Origin of the sequence: Pseudomonas sp. LAMO17WK12:I10, assembly GCF_900215185.1 — a bacterium.
GTDB lineage: Bacteria > Pseudomonadota > Gammaproteobacteria > Pseudomonadales > Pseudomonadaceae > Aquipseudomonas > Aquipseudomonas chlororaphis.
Window position 1 is genome coordinate 111864 of the sequence record NZ_OBDX01000003.1, and the last position, 14802, is coordinate 126665.

At 62.9% G+C, this 14802-nt stretch carries 11 protein-coding genes and 1 pseudogene; 10 read left to right on the forward strand and 2 right to left on the reverse strand.

Annotated elements, in window-relative coordinates; all coding sequences use genetic code 11:
* The first annotated feature begins 116 nt into the window (after positions 1–116).
* The 10 genes and pseudogenes from CRO75_RS04995 (at position 117) to CRO75_RS05040 (ending at position 11834) form a co-directional block, all read left to right on the forward strand.
* Positions 117–1406 (forward strand): MFS transporter, encoded by a 1290-nt coding sequence (locus CRO75_RS04995; RefSeq protein WP_177323804.1) that lies wholly within the window; start codon positions 117–119, stop codon positions 1404–1406.
* 265 nt (positions 1407–1671) lie between these two features.
* Positions 1672–2670 (forward strand): phosphate ABC transporter substrate-binding protein PstS family protein, encoded by a 999-nt coding sequence (locus CRO75_RS05000; RefSeq protein WP_097134621.1) that lies wholly within the window; start codon positions 1672–1674, stop codon positions 2668–2670.
* 157 nt (positions 2671–2827) lie between these two features.
* Positions 2828–5113, forward strand: a complete 2286-nt coding sequence (locus tag CRO75_RS05005; protein WP_097134622.1) for an ABC transporter permease subunit — start codon at positions 2828–2830, stop codon at positions 5111–5113.
* A gap of 15 nt (positions 5114–5128) precedes the next feature.
* The gene (gene pstA / locus CRO75_RS05010; protein WP_062824210.1) at positions 5129–6799 is read left to right on the forward strand and encodes a phosphate ABC transporter permease PstA; all 1671 of its coding nucleotides are present in this window, start codon (positions 5129–5131) and stop codon (positions 6797–6799) included.
* A 92-nt stretch (positions 6800–6891) separates the two neighbouring features.
* On the forward strand, positions 6892–7725 hold the full coding sequence (pstB, locus tag CRO75_RS05015) for a phosphate ABC transporter ATP-binding protein PstB (RefSeq protein WP_007928526.1): 834 nt from the start codon (positions 6892–6894) through the stop codon (positions 7723–7725).
* A 72-nt stretch (positions 7726–7797) separates the two neighbouring features.
* On the forward strand, positions 7798–8559 hold the full coding sequence (gene phoU, locus CRO75_RS05020) for a phosphate signaling complex protein PhoU (RefSeq protein WP_009041366.1): 762 nt from the start codon (positions 7798–7800) through the stop codon (positions 8557–8559).
* A gap of 167 nt (positions 8560–8726) precedes the next feature.
* On the forward strand, positions 8727–9689 hold the full coding sequence (locus CRO75_RS05025; protein ID WP_097134623.1) for a response regulator: 963 nt from the start codon (positions 8727–8729) through the stop codon (positions 9687–9689).
* Between the two features lie 544 nt (positions 9690–10233).
* Positions 10234–10557: pseudogene (locus tag CRO75_RS05030) on the forward strand (type II toxin-antitoxin system RelE/ParE family toxin); the annotation flags it as partial.
* Between the two features lie 4 nt (positions 10558–10561).
* Complete coding sequence (locus tag CRO75_RS05035) at positions 10562–10876, forward strand: XRE family transcriptional regulator (RefSeq protein ID WP_037004383.1); 315 nt, start codon at positions 10562–10564, stop codon at positions 10874–10876.
* A 61-nt stretch (positions 10877–10937) separates the two neighbouring features.
* A complete protein-coding gene (locus tag CRO75_RS05040; RefSeq protein WP_097134624.1) occupies positions 10938–11834 on the forward strand; it encodes a peptidoglycan DD-metalloendopeptidase family protein in 897 nt (298 codons plus the stop codon).
* A 203-nt stretch (positions 11835–12037) separates the two neighbouring features.
* Here the strand turns inward: CRO75_RS05040 and CRO75_RS05045 are convergent, their stop codons facing one another.
* Positions 12038–13378 carry a hemolysin family protein gene (locus CRO75_RS05045; protein WP_007930300.1) on the reverse strand — a complete coding sequence of 447 codons (1341 nt, stop codon included), beginning with the start codon at positions 13376–13378 and terminating at the stop codon, positions 12038–12040.
* Positions 13379–13494: 116 nt separating this feature from the next.
* Positions 13495–14787 (reverse strand): phosphate regulon sensor histidine kinase PhoR, encoded by a 1293-nt coding sequence (gene phoR, locus CRO75_RS05050; protein WP_239990563.1) that lies wholly within the window; start codon positions 14785–14787, stop codon positions 13495–13497.
* Positions 14788–14802: the final 15 nt, after the last annotated feature.

The following is a 14802-nucleotide window of genomic DNA, read 5'->3' on the forward strand; positions in this document are numbered from 1 at the left end:
TGCCCGTCTATGTGCTTTTTCGAACAATTTGCTATCGTGCCGAACCTGCCAGGCCACAACCAGCGCTGTTGCGGCTTCCAGAACCGACTATAAGAGAAGCCCTTGCCATGACCACTGTGCCTTCGAGCGTCGCGCAGCCCGCGCAACCTGCTCGTCCATTGACCCGCAATGACTACAAGACCCTGTCGCTGTCCGCCCTGGGCGGCGCGCTGGAGTTCTACGACTTCATCATTTTCGTGTTCTTCGCCACGGTGGTCGGCAAGCTGTTCTTCCCCGCGGACATGCCCGAGTGGCTGCGCCTGATGCAGACCTTCGGCATCTTCGCCGCCGGCTACCTGGCCCGGCCCCTGGGCGGGATTGTCATGGCGCACTTCGGCGACCTGCTCGGGCGCAAGAAGATGTTCACCCTGAGCATTTTCATGATGGCGGTACCGACCCTGATCATGGGCCTGCTGCCGACCTACGCGCAGATCGGCATGTGGGCGCCGATCCTGTTGCTGCTGATGCGGGTGATCCAGGGCGCGGCCATCGGCGGTGAAGTGCCGGGCGCCTGGGTGTTCGTTTCCGAGCATGTGCCGCAGCGGCATATCGGCTACGCCTGCGGCACCCTGACCTCGGGCCTGACGGCCGGGATTCTCCTGGGTTCGCTGGTGGCCACCGCGATCAATAGCATCTATACCCCGGGCGAAGTCGCCGATTACGCCTGGCGGATTCCGTTCCTGCTCGGCGGCGTGTTCGGCCTGTTCTCGGTGTACCTGCGCCGCTGGCTGCACGAAACCCCGGTGTTCGCCGAGCTGCAGCTGCGCAAGGCCCTGGCCGAGGAGGTGCCGCTGCGCGCGGTGCTGCGCGACCACCGCAGCGCGATCATTCTCTCGATGCTGCTGACCTGGCTGCTGTCCGCCGGGATCATCGTGGTGATCCTGATGACCCCGACCGTGCTGCAGACGGTCTATCACTTCACCCCGACCACCGCGTTGCAGGCCAACAGCCTGGCGATCGTGTTCCTGAGCCTGGGGTGCGTGGCGTCCGGCGCGCTGGCCGACCGTTTTGGCGCCGGCCGGGTGTTCGTATTCGGCAGCGCGCTGCTGCTGGCGACTTCCTGGACCTTCTACCACAGCCTGCTGGATCACCCGGACTGGCTGTTCCCACTGTACGCGCTGACCGGCCTGCTGGTGGGCACCATCGGCGCGGTGCCGTATGTGATGGTCAAGGCCTTCCCGGCGGTGGTGCGCTTCAGCGGCCTGTCGTTCTCCTACAACCTGGCCTACGCGATCTTCGGTGGCCTGACGCCGATGGTGGTGACCGCGCTGCTCAAGGAGAGCCCGATGGGCCCGGCCTATTATGTTGCAATTATTTGCAGCATCGGGATCCTGGTCGGCCTGTACCTGTGGAAAAAGGGCCGCTGATCCTGTGACCCTGTAGCCGCTGCCGAAGGCTGCGAACGACCCGAAGGGGCGCGGCGATCTTCAGGGCCCTGGAGGTCCTGCGGACCTATCGCAGCCTGCGGCAGCGGCTACTACAAAGCGTTTTTTATCCCTCTATAAAGAAAGGCCAGCCTTCCATCGCGAATGCTGGCCTTTCATCTAATTGTCATATTTCAGCCATAGAGTGTTCACACGGCCTACAGATACTTGGCCCGACTTAACACACCCTATCTGCTAGGAGTAAGGCATGAAACTGAAGCGTTTGATGGCGGCAATGACTTTTGTCGCTGCTGGCGTTGCGACTGCCCACGCGGTTGCCGCTGTTGACCCTGCTATCCCGAGCTACACCAAGACCACTGGTGTGTCGGGCAACCTGTCCAGCGTCGGTTCCGATACCCTGGCCAACCTCATGACCCTGTGGGCCGAGAACTACAAAAAGGAATACCCGAACGTCAACATTCAGATTCAGGCCGCTGGCTCCGCCACCGCGCCACCTGCGCTGACCGAAGGCACCTCCAACCTGGGCCCGATGAGCCGCAAGATGAAGGACACCGAACTGGCTGCCTTCGAGCAGAAGTACGGCTACAAGCCAACCGCTATCCCGGTTGCCGTGGACGCCCTGGCCGTGTTCGTGCACAAGGACAACCCGATCCAGCACCTGACCATGGAACAGGTTGACGCGATCTTCTCGTCGACCCGCCTGTGCGGCGCCAAGGCCGACGTCAAGACCTGGGGCGACCTGGGCGTGACCGGCGACCTGGCCAACAAGCCGGTCCAGCTGTTCGGTCGTAACTCGGTATCCGGCACCTACGGCTACTTCAAGGAAGAAGCCCTGTGCAAAGGCGACTACAAGCCTAACGTCAACGAACAGCCTGGTTCGGCTTCGGTGGTCCAGTCCATCAGCTCCTCGCTGAACGGCATCGGCTACTCGGGCATCGGCTACAAGACCGCCAGCGTGAAGACCGTGGCCCTGGCCAAGAAAGGCAGCAGCGAATTCATCGAAGACACCGAAGAAAACGCCCTGAACGGCAAGTACCCGCTGTCGCGCTTCCTGTACGTGTACATCAACAAGGCCCCGAACAAGCCTCTGGCCCCGCTGGAAGCCGAGTTCGTGAAACTGGTTCTGTCGAAACAGGGTCAGGAAGTGGTAGTGAAAGACGGCTACATCCCACTGCCAGCCAAAGTCGCCGCCAAGGCACTGGCTGACCTGGGCCTGCAGGAAGGCGCTGCAGTCGTAAAAAAGTAACACCCTAGGTCCGGGCCTGTCCCGGACCTTGTAGGAGCGAGCGGGCTCGCTCCTACACCCCCCAATTTTCGATCCGCTGCCAGCTCTGCTCCGCGGCGGATTTGTTGCGTCACTGCATTGTCATCTTTCTGTCATACAGGATCGCTAGGGTGTGCGCATGAATGATCTGGCCAACTCCACCATGACTCCGACTTCTCCCCCCAAGCGCATTGACTTCAATACGCCTGAGCTGCAACGCAAGCGCCGCATCCGCGCGCTGAAAGATCGCCTGACCCGTTGGTACGTCCTCGTCGGCGGCCTGGCCGTGCTGGCCGCGATCACCTTGATCTTCTTCTTCCTCGCCTATGTCGTGCTGCCCCTGTTCCAGGGCGCCGACCTGACCGCTAAAGACCCGCTGACGCCAGCCTGGATGCAGGACGCCGGCAAGCCGCTGATGTTCTCCCTGGAAGAGCAGAACCAGGTCGGCATGCGGGTTTCCGACAAGGGCCAGGCGCTGTTCTTCGACATCGACAACGGTGCCGAGCTGCGCCGCGTCGACCTGCCGATTCCGGCCGGCACCACCGTGACCGCCATCGGCAAGGATCAGCCGGGCAGCCCGCTGGTGGTGGTGGGCCTGTCCGATGGCCAGGCGCTGGTATTCCGTCACACCTATAAGGTCAGCTACCCGGAAGGCAAGAAAACCATCTCGCCGGCTATCGAATACCCTTATGGCGAAACCCCGATCGTGCTGAACGAGCAGGGCGGTGCCCTGGAGCACGTCAACCTCAACGCCACCGATTCGGCGCTGGTGGTGGCCGGTTCCAGCGGCGCGCAATTGCACGTGCTGCAGTTGACCCGCGAAGAAAACATGATGACCGGCGAGGTCACCAGCGAGCAGAACCGCATCGAGCTGCCGCAGATGACCGAACCGGTCAAGGCCATGTACATCGACCCGCGCCAGCAGTGGCTGTACGTGATCAACGGGCGTGCCCAGGCCGACGTGTTCAGCCTGCGCGACAAGAGCCTCAACGGTCGCTACAAACTGCTGGAGGATGCCGATGCCGAAGTGACGGCCAGCACCCAGCTGGTGGGCGGTATCTCGCTGATCATCGGCACTTCCAAGGGCGGCCTGGCCCAGTGGTTCATGGCCCGCGACCCGGACGGCGAACTGCGCCTGAAGCAGATCCGTACCTTCCAGATGAGTACCACGCCGATCATCGAAATCACCGCCGAAGAGCGCCGCAAAGGCTTCGTCGCCCTGGACGCCTCGGGCAAGCTCGGCGTGTTCCACAGCACCGCGCACCGCACCCTGCTGGTGGACCAGGTGGTCGAGGGCGAAGGCCTGTTCGGCCTGTCGCCACGGGCCAACCGGGTGATCGTCGAAGCCGGCGGCAAGCTGCAACCGCTGGTGCTCGACAACCCGCACCCGGAAGTGTCCTGGAGCGCGCTGTGGAGCAAGGTCTGGTACGAGAACTACGACGAGCCTAAATACGTCTGGCAATCGACCGCGGCCAACACCGACTTCGAACCCAAGCTGAGCCTTTCGCCACTGACCTTCGGTACGTTGAAGGCAGCGTTCTACGCGATGCTGCTGGCGGCGCCGCTGGCGGTGGCCGCGGCGATCTACACCGCTTACTTCATGGCTCCGGGCATGCGCCGCAAGGTCAAGCCGGTGATCGAGCTGATGGAAGCGATGCCGACGGTGATCCTCGGCTTCTTCGCCGGCCTGTTCCTCGCGCCTTACGTCGAAGGTCATCTGCCGGGCATTTTCAGCCTGCTGATGCTGCTGCCGATCGGCATCCTGGTGGCCGGTTTCGTCTTCAGCCGCCTGCCTGAGTCGGTGCGCCTCAAGGTGCCGGATGGCTGGGAAAGCGCGATCCTGATCCCGGTGATCATCCTGGTGGGCTGGTTCTCGCTGTACATGAGCCCATTCATGGAGAACTGGTTCTTCGGCGGCGACATGCGCATGTGGATCTCCCATGACCTGGGCATCACCTACGACCAGCGCAACGCCCTGGTGGTCGGCCTGGCCATGGGTTTTGCGGTGATCCCGAACATCTACTCGATCGCCGAAGACGCCGTGTTCAGCGTGCCGCGCGGCCTGACCCTGGGCTCCCTGGCCCTGGGCGCCACGCCGTGGCAGACCATGACCCGCGTGGTGATCCTCACCGCCAGCCCGGGCATCTTCTCGGCGCTGATGATCGGCATGGGCCGCGCGGTCGGCGAAACCATGATCGTGCTGATGGCCACCGGCAACACTCCGGTCATGGAAATGAACCTGTTCGAAGGCCTGCGCACCCTGGCGGCCAACGTCGCGGTGGAAATGCCGGAGTCGGAAGTCGGCGGCAGCCACTACCGCGTGCTGTTCCTCTCGGCGCTGGTGCTGCTGCTGTTCACCTTCGTCATGAACACCCTCGCCGAGCTGATCCGTCAGCGTCTGCGCAAGAAATACTCGTCGCTTTAAGAAAGGTAGAAGTCTGTGAAACAGAACTCCCTGAATGGATGGTTCAAGAGCGGCGCCCCGGGCGTCTGGATCAGCGGTGGCGCGGTGTCCATCGCGGTCATCATGACTATCGGCCTATTGGCAGTGATCGCCGTACGCGGTCTGGGCCACTTCTGGCCGGCGGACCTGGTGCATGCCCACTACGACGTGCCGGGCCAGGCCAACCACCTGGTCATCGGCGAAGTGGTACAGAAGGAAGAAGTGCCGCGGGCACGCCTCAAGAGCGCCGGCCTGCCGGTGCCGGACGAAGGCCCCGAGTTCATGACCCGCGAGCTGATCAAGGTCGGCAACCGTGACCTGAACGGCAACGACTTCACCTGGATCGTCGGCGACTGGCTGACCAACCAGACCACTCCGCCGGAGCTGATGGCCATCGAGCGGCGCGAGTGGGGCAACTTCTACGGCTACCTGGTCAACGTCAAGCAGGATGGCAAGGTCATCGCCGAAGGCGAAGCGGCCTGGCCGGAACTACAGGCGCGCATCGAGCGAGTGAACAAGCTGGCGGCCCAGCTCAAGACCCTGGAGAAAGTCGACATCGGTGCGATCAACGCCGGTCTCGAGCGCATCCGCCTGCACGGTCGCAAGCTGGAGCTGGACGGCAAGCTCGATGCCGCCGCCCAGGCCGACATGGAAAGCGAACGCGCCGAGCTGAACGCCCGTTACCAGGACGTCGAGGCCCGCCTGAGCGACCTGCACGCGCAGTTCAACCGTGACAGCCTCACCGCCCGCGACGCCAACGGCAAAGAGATCGAGATCAGCCTGGGCAAGGTGGTGCACGCCTACCAGCCGAACGGCATGGGCACCTTCACCAAGCTGGGCTTCTACTTCAGCAAGGTCTGGGAGTTCCTCAGCGACGACCCGCGTGAAGCCAACACCGAGGGCGGTATCTTCCCGGCGATCTTCGGTACCGTGATGATGACCCTGATCATGGCGATGATCGTCACCCCGTTCGGCGTGCTGGCCGCGGTGTACCTGCGTGAATACGCCAAGCAGAACACCCTGACCCGGGTGATCCGCATCGCGGTGAACAACCTGGCGGGCGTGCCGGCCATTGTCTACGGCGTGTTCGGCCTGGGTTTCTTCGTCTATGTGTTGGGCGGTTCCCTCGACCGCTTGTTCTTCCCCGAAGCGCTGCCGGCGCCGACCTTCGGCACCCCGGGCCTGCTCTGGGCTTCCCTGACCCTGGCGCTGCTGGCGGTGCCGGTGGTGATCGTGGCCACCGAGGAAGGCCTGGCGCGGATTCCCCGCACCGTGCGTGAAGGTTCCCTGGCCCTGGGCGCGACCAAGGCGGAAACCCTGTGGAAGATCGTGCTGCCAATGGCCAGTCCGGCGATGATGACCGGCATGATCCTCGCGGTGGCCCGCGCCGCCGGTGAAGTGGCGCCGCTGATGCTGGTGGGTGTGGTGAAACTGGCGCCGTCGCTGCCGGTGGACGGCAACTACCCGTACCTGCACCTGGACCAGAAGATCATGCACCTGGGCTTCCATATCTATGACGTCGGCTTCCAGAGCCCCAACGTCGAGGCCGCGCGGCCGCTGGTGTACGCCACGGCGCTGCTGCTGGTGCTGGTGATCGCGACGCTCAACCTGTCGGCAGTGTGGATTCGTAACCACCTGCGCGAGAAATACAAGGCGCTGGATAGCTAAAGCCATTAGCCACAAGCGGCAAGCTACAAGCCGCTTTTGCTCAAACTTGCAGCTTGCAGCTAGAAGCTTGCAGCTACGAACGGAGTGAGATCATGCAACAAGAAGCACATACCCACGGCATCAACATGTCGGCCCTGGGCCGCGACAAGCAGAGCCTGAACCTGGACCAGGAAACCGTGGCCATCGAAGTCCCGGGCCTGAGCCTGTTCTACGGTGAGAAGCAGGCGCTGTTCGACGTCAGCATGAACATTCCGAAGCAGCGCGTGACTGCCTTCATCGGCCCGTCCGGCTGCGGCAAGTCGACCCTGCTGCGTACCTTCAACCGGATGAACGACCTGGTGGACGGCTGCCGCGTGGAAGGCGAGATCAACCTCTACGGCAACAACATCTACCGCAAGGGCGAAGACGTCGCCGAGCTGCGCCGCCGCGTGGGCATGGTGTTCCAGAAGCCCAACCCGTTCCCGAAAACCATCTACGAGAACGTGGTCTACGGCCTGCGCATCCAGGGCATCAACAAGAAGCGCATCCTCGACGAAGCCGTCGAGTGGGCCCTCAAGGGCGCGGCGCTGTGGGACGAGGTCAAGGATCGCCTGCATGAATCGGCACTCGGCCTGTCCGGTGGCCAGCAGCAGCGTCTGGTGATCGCCCGCACCATCGCCGTGGAACCGGAAGTGCTGCTGCTCGACGAACCGTGCTCGGCGCTCGATCCGATCTCCACCTTGAAGGTCGAAGAGCTGATCTACGAACTGAAATCGAAGTTCACCATTGTGATCGTGACCCACAACATGCAACAGGCCGCGCGGGTCTCCGACTACACGGCGTTCATGTACATGGGCAAACTGGTGGAATTCGGCGACACCGATACGCTGTTCACCAATCCGGCGAAGAAGCAGACCGAAGACTACATCACCGGTCGTTACGGCTAGGAAGCTGTTGTTGCTCACTGAACTGACGCTGCGGTCCACCGCACCTTACCGGACGCTCCAAGGACGCCAACCATGATTAGTAAAGAAGGCCTCACGCATCACATCTCCCAGCAGTTCAACGCCGAGCTCGAGGAGGTGCGCAGCCACCTCCTGGCGATGGGCGGGCTGGTCGAGAAACAAGTCAACGACGCCGTCACCGCGCTGATCGAAGCCGACTCGGGGCTCGCCCAGCAGGTGCGCGAGATCGACGACCAGATCAACCAGATGGAACGCAACATCGACGAAGAATGCCTGCGCATTCTCGCCCGTCGCCAGCCGGCGGCTTCCGACCTGCGCCTGATCATCAGCATCTCCAAGTCGGTGATCGACCTGGAGCGCATCGGCGACGAATCGACCAAGATCGCCCGTCGCGCCATCCAGCTGTGCGAAGAAGGCGAAGCCCCGCGCGGCTACGTGGAAGTGCGGCATATCGGCGACCAGGTGCGCAACATGGTCCGCGATGCGCTGGATGCTTTTGCCCGCTTCGACGCCGACCTGGCGCTGTCGGTGGCCCAGTACGACAAGATCATCGACCGCGAGTACAAGACCGCGCTGCGCGAGTTGGCCACCTACATGATGGAAGATCCGCGCTCGATCTCGCGCGTTCTGAGCATCATCTGGGTCCTGCGCTCCCTGGAGCGGATCGGCGACCACGCGCGCAACATCTCGGAGCTGGTGATTTACCTGGTGCGCGGCACCGATGTGCGCCATCTGGGCCTGAAGCGAATGAAGGAAGAAGTTGAAGGCACCAGTGCCGAAACCGCTAATGTTCCGGGTGAAGCTGACGATAAGTAAGGTTGCCCGAGAGAAGCGCCCGGCCCTTTGGCCGGGCGTTTTCGTTTATGGGGATTTAACTTGAAAAGCAGCGCCCGCGAACGAAAAGTCCTGGCGTGACTGAAGAGTTTTGGCAAAGTGCCATCAGTAAAGCGTTATGCTAGCCGGGATTTTTAAAGGGGTGGTCGATGAGTAAGGTAAGTGTGTTGGTGGTGGATGACGCTTCGTTCATTCGTGACCTGGTGAAGAAGTGTCTGCGCAACTACTTCCCTGGCATCAAGATCGAGGACGCCATCAACGGCCGTAAAGCCCAGGCCCTGCTGGCCCGTGAAGCCTTCGACCTGGTCTTGTGCGACTGGGAAATGCCGGAAATGTCCGGCCTGGAGCTGCTGACCTGGTGCCGTGGCCAGGAGGCGATGAAGGCCATGCCGTTCATCATGGTCACCAGTCGCGGCGACAAGGAGAACGTGGTGCAGGCGATCCAGGCCGGTGTCTCCGGCTACGTCAGCAAGCCGTTCACCAACGAGCAGCTGCTGACCAAGGTCAAGCAGGCGCTGAATAAGGTCGGCAAGCTCGACACCCTGATGAACAGCGCGCCGACCAAGATGAACTCGGCGTTTGGCAATGACTCCCTGAGTGCCCTGACCGGCGGCAAGGCCGAAGTCATCGGCGCCGCGCCGGCGGCTGCGACGGTCAATCCGTTTGCCAAGCCTGCCGTGGTGTCCGCTCCTGCTCCCGCCGCAGCCCCGTCTCGTGGGTTGCTCAACAGTCCTCCGGTAAAGGCGCCGGCGCCTGCCGCCGCTGCGTCTGCTGGGGGGCGTGGCCAGGGGCAATTGCGTCTGTCCAGCGGTACCCAGCAGTGCGTGATCAAGGCGCTGAGCATCAAGGAGGCGCTGTTGGTGGTGAAGCGCACCGATACGCTGCCGCAGGTACTGGACAGCGCGGTGCTGGACCTGGAGCAGGGTGACAATGCCGAAGTGGCGCGTTTGAACGGCTACCTGCATGCAGTGGTGGCCTATGAGCCGAAGCCGGACAGCGAGTGGTTGCAACTGACCTTCCGCTTCGTCGACCAGGATGCGCAGAAGCTCGACTACATCTCCCGCCTGATCGCCCGCGGCACGGCGCAAAAGCACTTCGTCCCCGGCGCCTGACGGGTTCCTGCCCGCTGTTTCGCGGGTAGCCACGTTTCCATAGGAGCGAGGCTTACCCGCGATGACGTCCGTCCTGACGCCGCACTTTCCGGACGGCTGGCCCCGATCCTGTAGCCGCTGCCGCAGGCTGCGATAAGGCCAAAGGCCTTCAACGATCTCAAACCTTGCGCGCCCTTCGGCGATTCCCAGTGCCAGTCTGCGTTTGAATGCGGCGCGAAACCTGCTGCAAACACTTTCCTGTACCACGCTTTTGCACGCTGATGAGGGTGATTCGGGGCGTGTTACTCAGGCGTTGTATCTGTTGCTGGGTGATGGGTGTGAGGTGTTGCAGGCGGCGCAGAGCAAGGCGTTGGGGAGGGGGCAGTGGTTTGATGCCGTGTGTCCGATTCTCGGTTTTTCAGGTTGATTTATATCTGTACTGATATAGTTTGTGGCCTGTGCTTTTGGCTTTTCTTGTGCCTGGCCACGCTTTGAAACAACCCGGTCGCGCGCTGTGGCGGTCGGGTTGTTTAACCTCTCTGGGGTCAGTAACGGGAGAGGTTCGATGCCTAGGCACAAGGATGTGGTGTTTGTCGGGAGCGCGCTCCGGGACCTCCGGGCTTTTCCGCTGGATGCGCGAAGGGCCGCGGGCTTTCAGCTGGATCTGTTGCAGCAGGGCGAGCAGCCCTATGACTGCCGGTCGATGAAAACCGTGGGGCCGGGGGTGTTTGAGATCAGGATCAGTGAGGATTCAGGGGCGTTTCGGGTGTTTTACGTGGCCAACCGGCCCGCGGCCGTTTATGTGCTGCACGCCATGCGCAAGACCACCCGCAAGACCGAAGCGCGGGACATCGAGTTGGCTCGGGCCAGACTTCAGGAGATAAGTGCACGCCATGACCGATCACATGCATACCGAGCGTTTCGCCAGTGTATGGGACGCGCTCGAAGGTTCGCCCCAGGAAGCCGCCAATATGCGCCTGCGCTCCAAGCTCATGCTGGAGCTGGGCAAGACCATCAAGGCCTGGGGTGTTTCGCAGAAGGAGGCCGCCAGGCGGCTCAATATCACCCAGCCGCGGCTCAACGACGTGCTCAGCGGCAAGATCAACAAGTTTTCCCTGGATGCGCTGGTCAACCTCTCCGACGCCGCGCACCTGGGGGTCGATATCAGTTTCAGTCCGTCGGCAATGGAACCTCTGGTGCAGGGTTGATTCATACAAAGTCCACGTCGGGCTGCTAGCCTGACTTCAGGCTTTCCTCAGAATCTTGCCCATGTTCACGCACCTGCTGTTTTCCTGCGGTCTGTTGCTGGCTGCCACCTCGGCCATGGCCATGACCATCTACAAGTCCACCGACGCCAACGGCGTGGTGTCCTACAGCGACCGTCCGTCGCCGGGCGCCCAGGTGTTCGTGTTTCGCGATCGCATGGTCGAGCACCTGGAACGCCAGGTGCGTCTGGACGTCGAGAAGAGCTGGGGCGTGGACAGCGTCTTTGTGCGTAACGACCTGTATGCGCCGGTGGAGATCGAGCTGGGGTTTACCGGCCTGAAGAACATCCGCAGTGCCCCCAGGCAGCCGATTCGCCGGGTACTGCCGGCCCGCAGCCGACAGCGCCTGGCGCAGCTCACAGCGATGCAGGCGGGCAAGCCGCTGATCTATGTCCCGCAGTTTCGTTACTCCCTGGGCGACCCTGCGGGCGCCGCCCAGGCCTATCGTTACCCGCTGCCCTGGCGTGGTGGCCCCTTTCGCCTGACCCAGGGCGCCAACGGCCGGTACAGCCATTTCGGCCCCAAGAGCCGCTATGCCATGGACATCGCCATGCCCGAGGGCACGCCGATCATCGCGGCGCGTGGCGGGGTGGTGGTGAAGACCGAGAACCGCCAGAGCGGGCGCGGCACCGACCCTTCCGGCAATTTCGTGCGGGTGTTGCACAACGACGGCACCATGGGGGTGTACCTGCACCTCAAGCGCGGCTCGGTAAGGGTGCGTGAAGGCCAGCAGGTCGTGGTGGGCAGCCCGCTGGCGTTGTCGGGCAACACCGGCAACAGCAGCGGCCCGCACCTGCACTTCGTGGTGCAGCGCAATACGGGGCTGGGGCTGGTGTCGATTCCCTATCAGTTCAACCAGCCCATCGGCAGCCTGCCGAATTTCGCGCTGGGCAAAAAGTAGCCATGTAGCCGCTGCCGAAGGCTGCGATAAGGCCGCAGGCCTTCAGCGATCTCAAGATCCTGCGCCCGCTTCGTCGGAGTGCCGCCGAGGTCGATCGCAGCCTTCGTCAGCGCCTGCAGGGCGATCAGCGGGGCGGGTGTAATCAGGGGAGAGATCGCGAGCAATCGAGCGTCGATTACTCGCGATGGGGGCTCAGGCCTTGCTCAATCGAGCATCAACACCTTGGCCAGGACGATTTTCGGGCCTTTCATCTTCTTGATGATGATGCGCAGGCCTTCGACTTCCATGACCTCTTCTTCTTCCGGTACCCGTTTCAGGGTTTCGTAGACCAGGCCGGCGAGGGTTTCGGCCTCGATATGGTCCAGGTCGATGCCTAGCAGGCGTTCCACCTTGAACAGCGGGGTATCGCCGCGCACCAGCAACTTGCCGGGCTGGTAGGCGAGGATGCCGCGCTCGGCCTTGCGGTGTTCGTCCTGGATATCGCCGACCAGCACTTCCAGCACGTCTTCCATGGTCAGGTAGCCGATGATCTTGCCGTCGGCTTCTTCCACCAGGGCGAAGTGCGAACCGCCTTTACGGAACTGTTCCAGCAGCTGCGACAGCGGCATGTGCCGGGAAACGCGCTCCAGGGGGCGGGTCAGCTCGGCCAGGTTGAACGATTCGGGGATGTGGTCCAGCGCCGCCAGTTCCAGCAGCAGGTCCTTGATGTGCAGCAGGCCGACGAACTCGTTGCGCTCGCTGTCGTAGACCGGGTAGCGGCTGAACTTGTGGCGGCGGAACAGGGCGAGGATCTGCTTCAGCGGCGCGTTGAATTCCACGCTGATCAGGTCTTCCCGGGAGTTGGCCCAGTCCACCACTTCCAGCTCGCCCATTTCCACGGCCGAGGCCAGTACGCGCATGCCCTGGTCGCTGGGGTCCTGGCCCCGGCTGGAGTGCAGGATCAGCTTCAGTTCTTCGCGGCTGTAGTGGTGCTCGTGATGCGGGCCGGGCTCGCCCTGGCCGGCGATGCGCAGGATGGTGTTGGCGCTGGCGTTGAGCAGGTAGATCGCCGGGTACATCAGCCAGTAGAACAGGTACAGCGGCACCGCTGTCCACAGCGACAGCAGCTCGGGCTTGCGGATGGCCCAGGACTTGGGCGCCAGTTCGCCGACCACGATGTGCAGGTAGGAAATGATGAAGAAGGCGGTAAAGAACGACACGCCCTTGACCACTTCCGCCGAGTCCACGCCCACGGCGCTGAGCAGCGGCGCCAGCAAATGCGCGAAAGCCGGCTCACCGACCCAGCCCAGGCCGAGGGAGGCCAGGGTGATCCCCAGCTGGCACGCGGAAAGGTAGGCATCCAGCTGGCTGTGGACGGTGCGCAGGATCTGCCCGCGCCAGCCGTTCTTATGGGCGATGGCCTCGACCCGGGTCGAGCGCAGTTTGACCATGGCGAACTCGGCGGCTACGAAAAAGCCGTTGAGCAGAACCAGGAGCAGTGCAAAAAGAATCATGCCGAAGTCGGCGAAAAGAGACGCGAGGGTAAAACCAGGGGAAGGGTCCATGATGGAGTTTTGCGGGTTCCGTGTATTCGAAAAAGAGAGAAATGCGCGGCGCAATGGCCGGCGCAAGCCAGCCAATGTAGCGGCTGGCAGGGCGATTGCCTAGTGGCGCGTGGCTGTCACCGCTGGTCGGTCAGGGTGTCGGCACGCAATCTTTTCACCTGGGCCGGGGCGAAATGGCAGGTAAAAGTGCTGCCGTGGCCCGGTACGCTGCTGATCTCCAGGCGCGCCCGATGGCGCAGCAGCACATGCTTGACGATGGCCAGGCCCAGGCCGGTGCCGCCGGTGTTGGAGTTGCGGCTGGAGTCGACCCGGTAGAAGCGTTCGGTCAGGCGTGGCAAGTGCTTGCTGTCGATGCCGATCCCCGAATCCTGCACGCTCAGGTGCGCGCCTTGCTCGTCGCCCCACCAGCGGATGCGGATGTTGCCCTCGGCCGGGGTGTATTTCACGGCGTTGAACACCAGGTTGGAAAAGGCGCTGCGCAGTTCCGCCTCGCTGCCCTTGAGCAGGACCTGCGCGTCGGCTTCCAGGGTGATGCGCTGGTTGCGCTCCCCGGACAGCGCCTGGGCATCGCTCTTGATCGACTGCAGCAGCACGTCGATCGGCACCGGCTGGTTGTCCGACGGGTAGTCGGTGGCTTCCAGCTTGGCCAACAGCAGCAGATCGTTGAGCAGGGTCTGCATGCGCCCGCCTTGCTGCTGCATCTGCTGCAGGGCGCGGCTCCAGCGCGGATTCACTTCCTCGACGTTGTCGAGCAGGGTTTCCAGGTAGCCGCAGATCACCGTCAGCGGCGTGCGCAGCTCGTGGGAGACGTTGGCGATGAAGTCCTTGCGCATCTGTTCCAACTGGTGGATGCGGGTCACGTCGCGCACCAGCATCAGGTGTTCGTTGTTGCCGTAGCGGGTGATGTACAGCTGGATGCGTACCCGGTCGTTGGTCGGCGAGGGGATTTCCAGCGGCTCGTTGTAATTGTCCTGCTCGAAATATTCCTTGAAGCGCGGATGGCGCACCAGGTTGGTCACCGGCTGGCCGCTGTCTTGCGGGGTCTTCAGGCCCAGCAGGGTTTCCGACGCGCGGTTCCACCATTCCAGATTGCCGTCGCTGTCGAGCATGATCACCGCGTCTTTCAGCGCCGCGGTGGACTCCTGGACCCGGTCGATCACGGCTTGCAGGCGCCCGCGCACCCGTTGGTCGCGGCGTTGCAGGTGGTAGATGCTGTCGAACACCTCGCCCCACAGGCCGTAGCCATCGGGCGGTGCTTCATCGGGTTGGTGCAGGCGCAGCCATTCGTGCAGGCGCAACAGTTGCTTGAGGGTCCAGGCCAGGTAGATCCCCAGGCCGATGGCCAGGCTCCAGCCGTAGTAACCGCTGATCAGGCCCACCAGCAGGCAGCCGGTGACTAACAGCAGCATGTGGCGAATCAGGGT

Excerpts from the sequence above, each read along its gene's own strand:
- CRO75_RS05045 (WP_007930300.1), bottom strand. The coding sequence starts at position 13,378 with ATGGACCCTTCCCCTGGTTTTACCCTCGCGTCTCTTTTCGCCGACTTC.
- CRO75_RS05000 (WP_097134621.1), top strand. The coding sequence starts at position 1,672 with ATGAAACTGAAGCGTTTGATGGCGGCAATGACTTTTGTCGCTGCTGGC.
- pstB (WP_007928526.1), top strand. The coding sequence starts at position 6,892 with ATGCAACAAGAAGCACATACCCACGGCATCAACATGTCGGCCCTGGGC.
- phoR (WP_239990563.1), bottom strand. The coding sequence starts at position 14,787 with ATGCTGCTGTTAGTCACCGGCTGCCTGCTGGTGGGCCTGATCAGCGGT.
- CRO75_RS05025 (WP_097134623.1), top strand. The coding sequence starts at position 8,727 with ATGAGTAAGGTAAGTGTGTTGGTGGTGGATGACGCTTCGTTCATTCGT.
- CRO75_RS05035 (WP_037004383.1), top strand. The coding sequence starts at position 10,562 with ATGACCGATCACATGCATACCGAGCGTTTCGCCAGTGTATGGGACGCG.
- phoU (WP_009041366.1), top strand. The coding sequence starts at position 7,798 with ATGATTAGTAAAGAAGGCCTCACGCATCACATCTCCCAGCAGTTCAAC.
- CRO75_RS05040 (WP_097134624.1), top strand. The coding sequence starts at position 10,938 with ATGTTCACGCACCTGCTGTTTTCCTGCGGTCTGTTGCTGGCTGCCACC.
- CRO75_RS05005 (WP_097134622.1), top strand. The coding sequence starts at position 2,828 with ATGAATGATCTGGCCAACTCCACCATGACTCCGACTTCTCCCCCCAAG.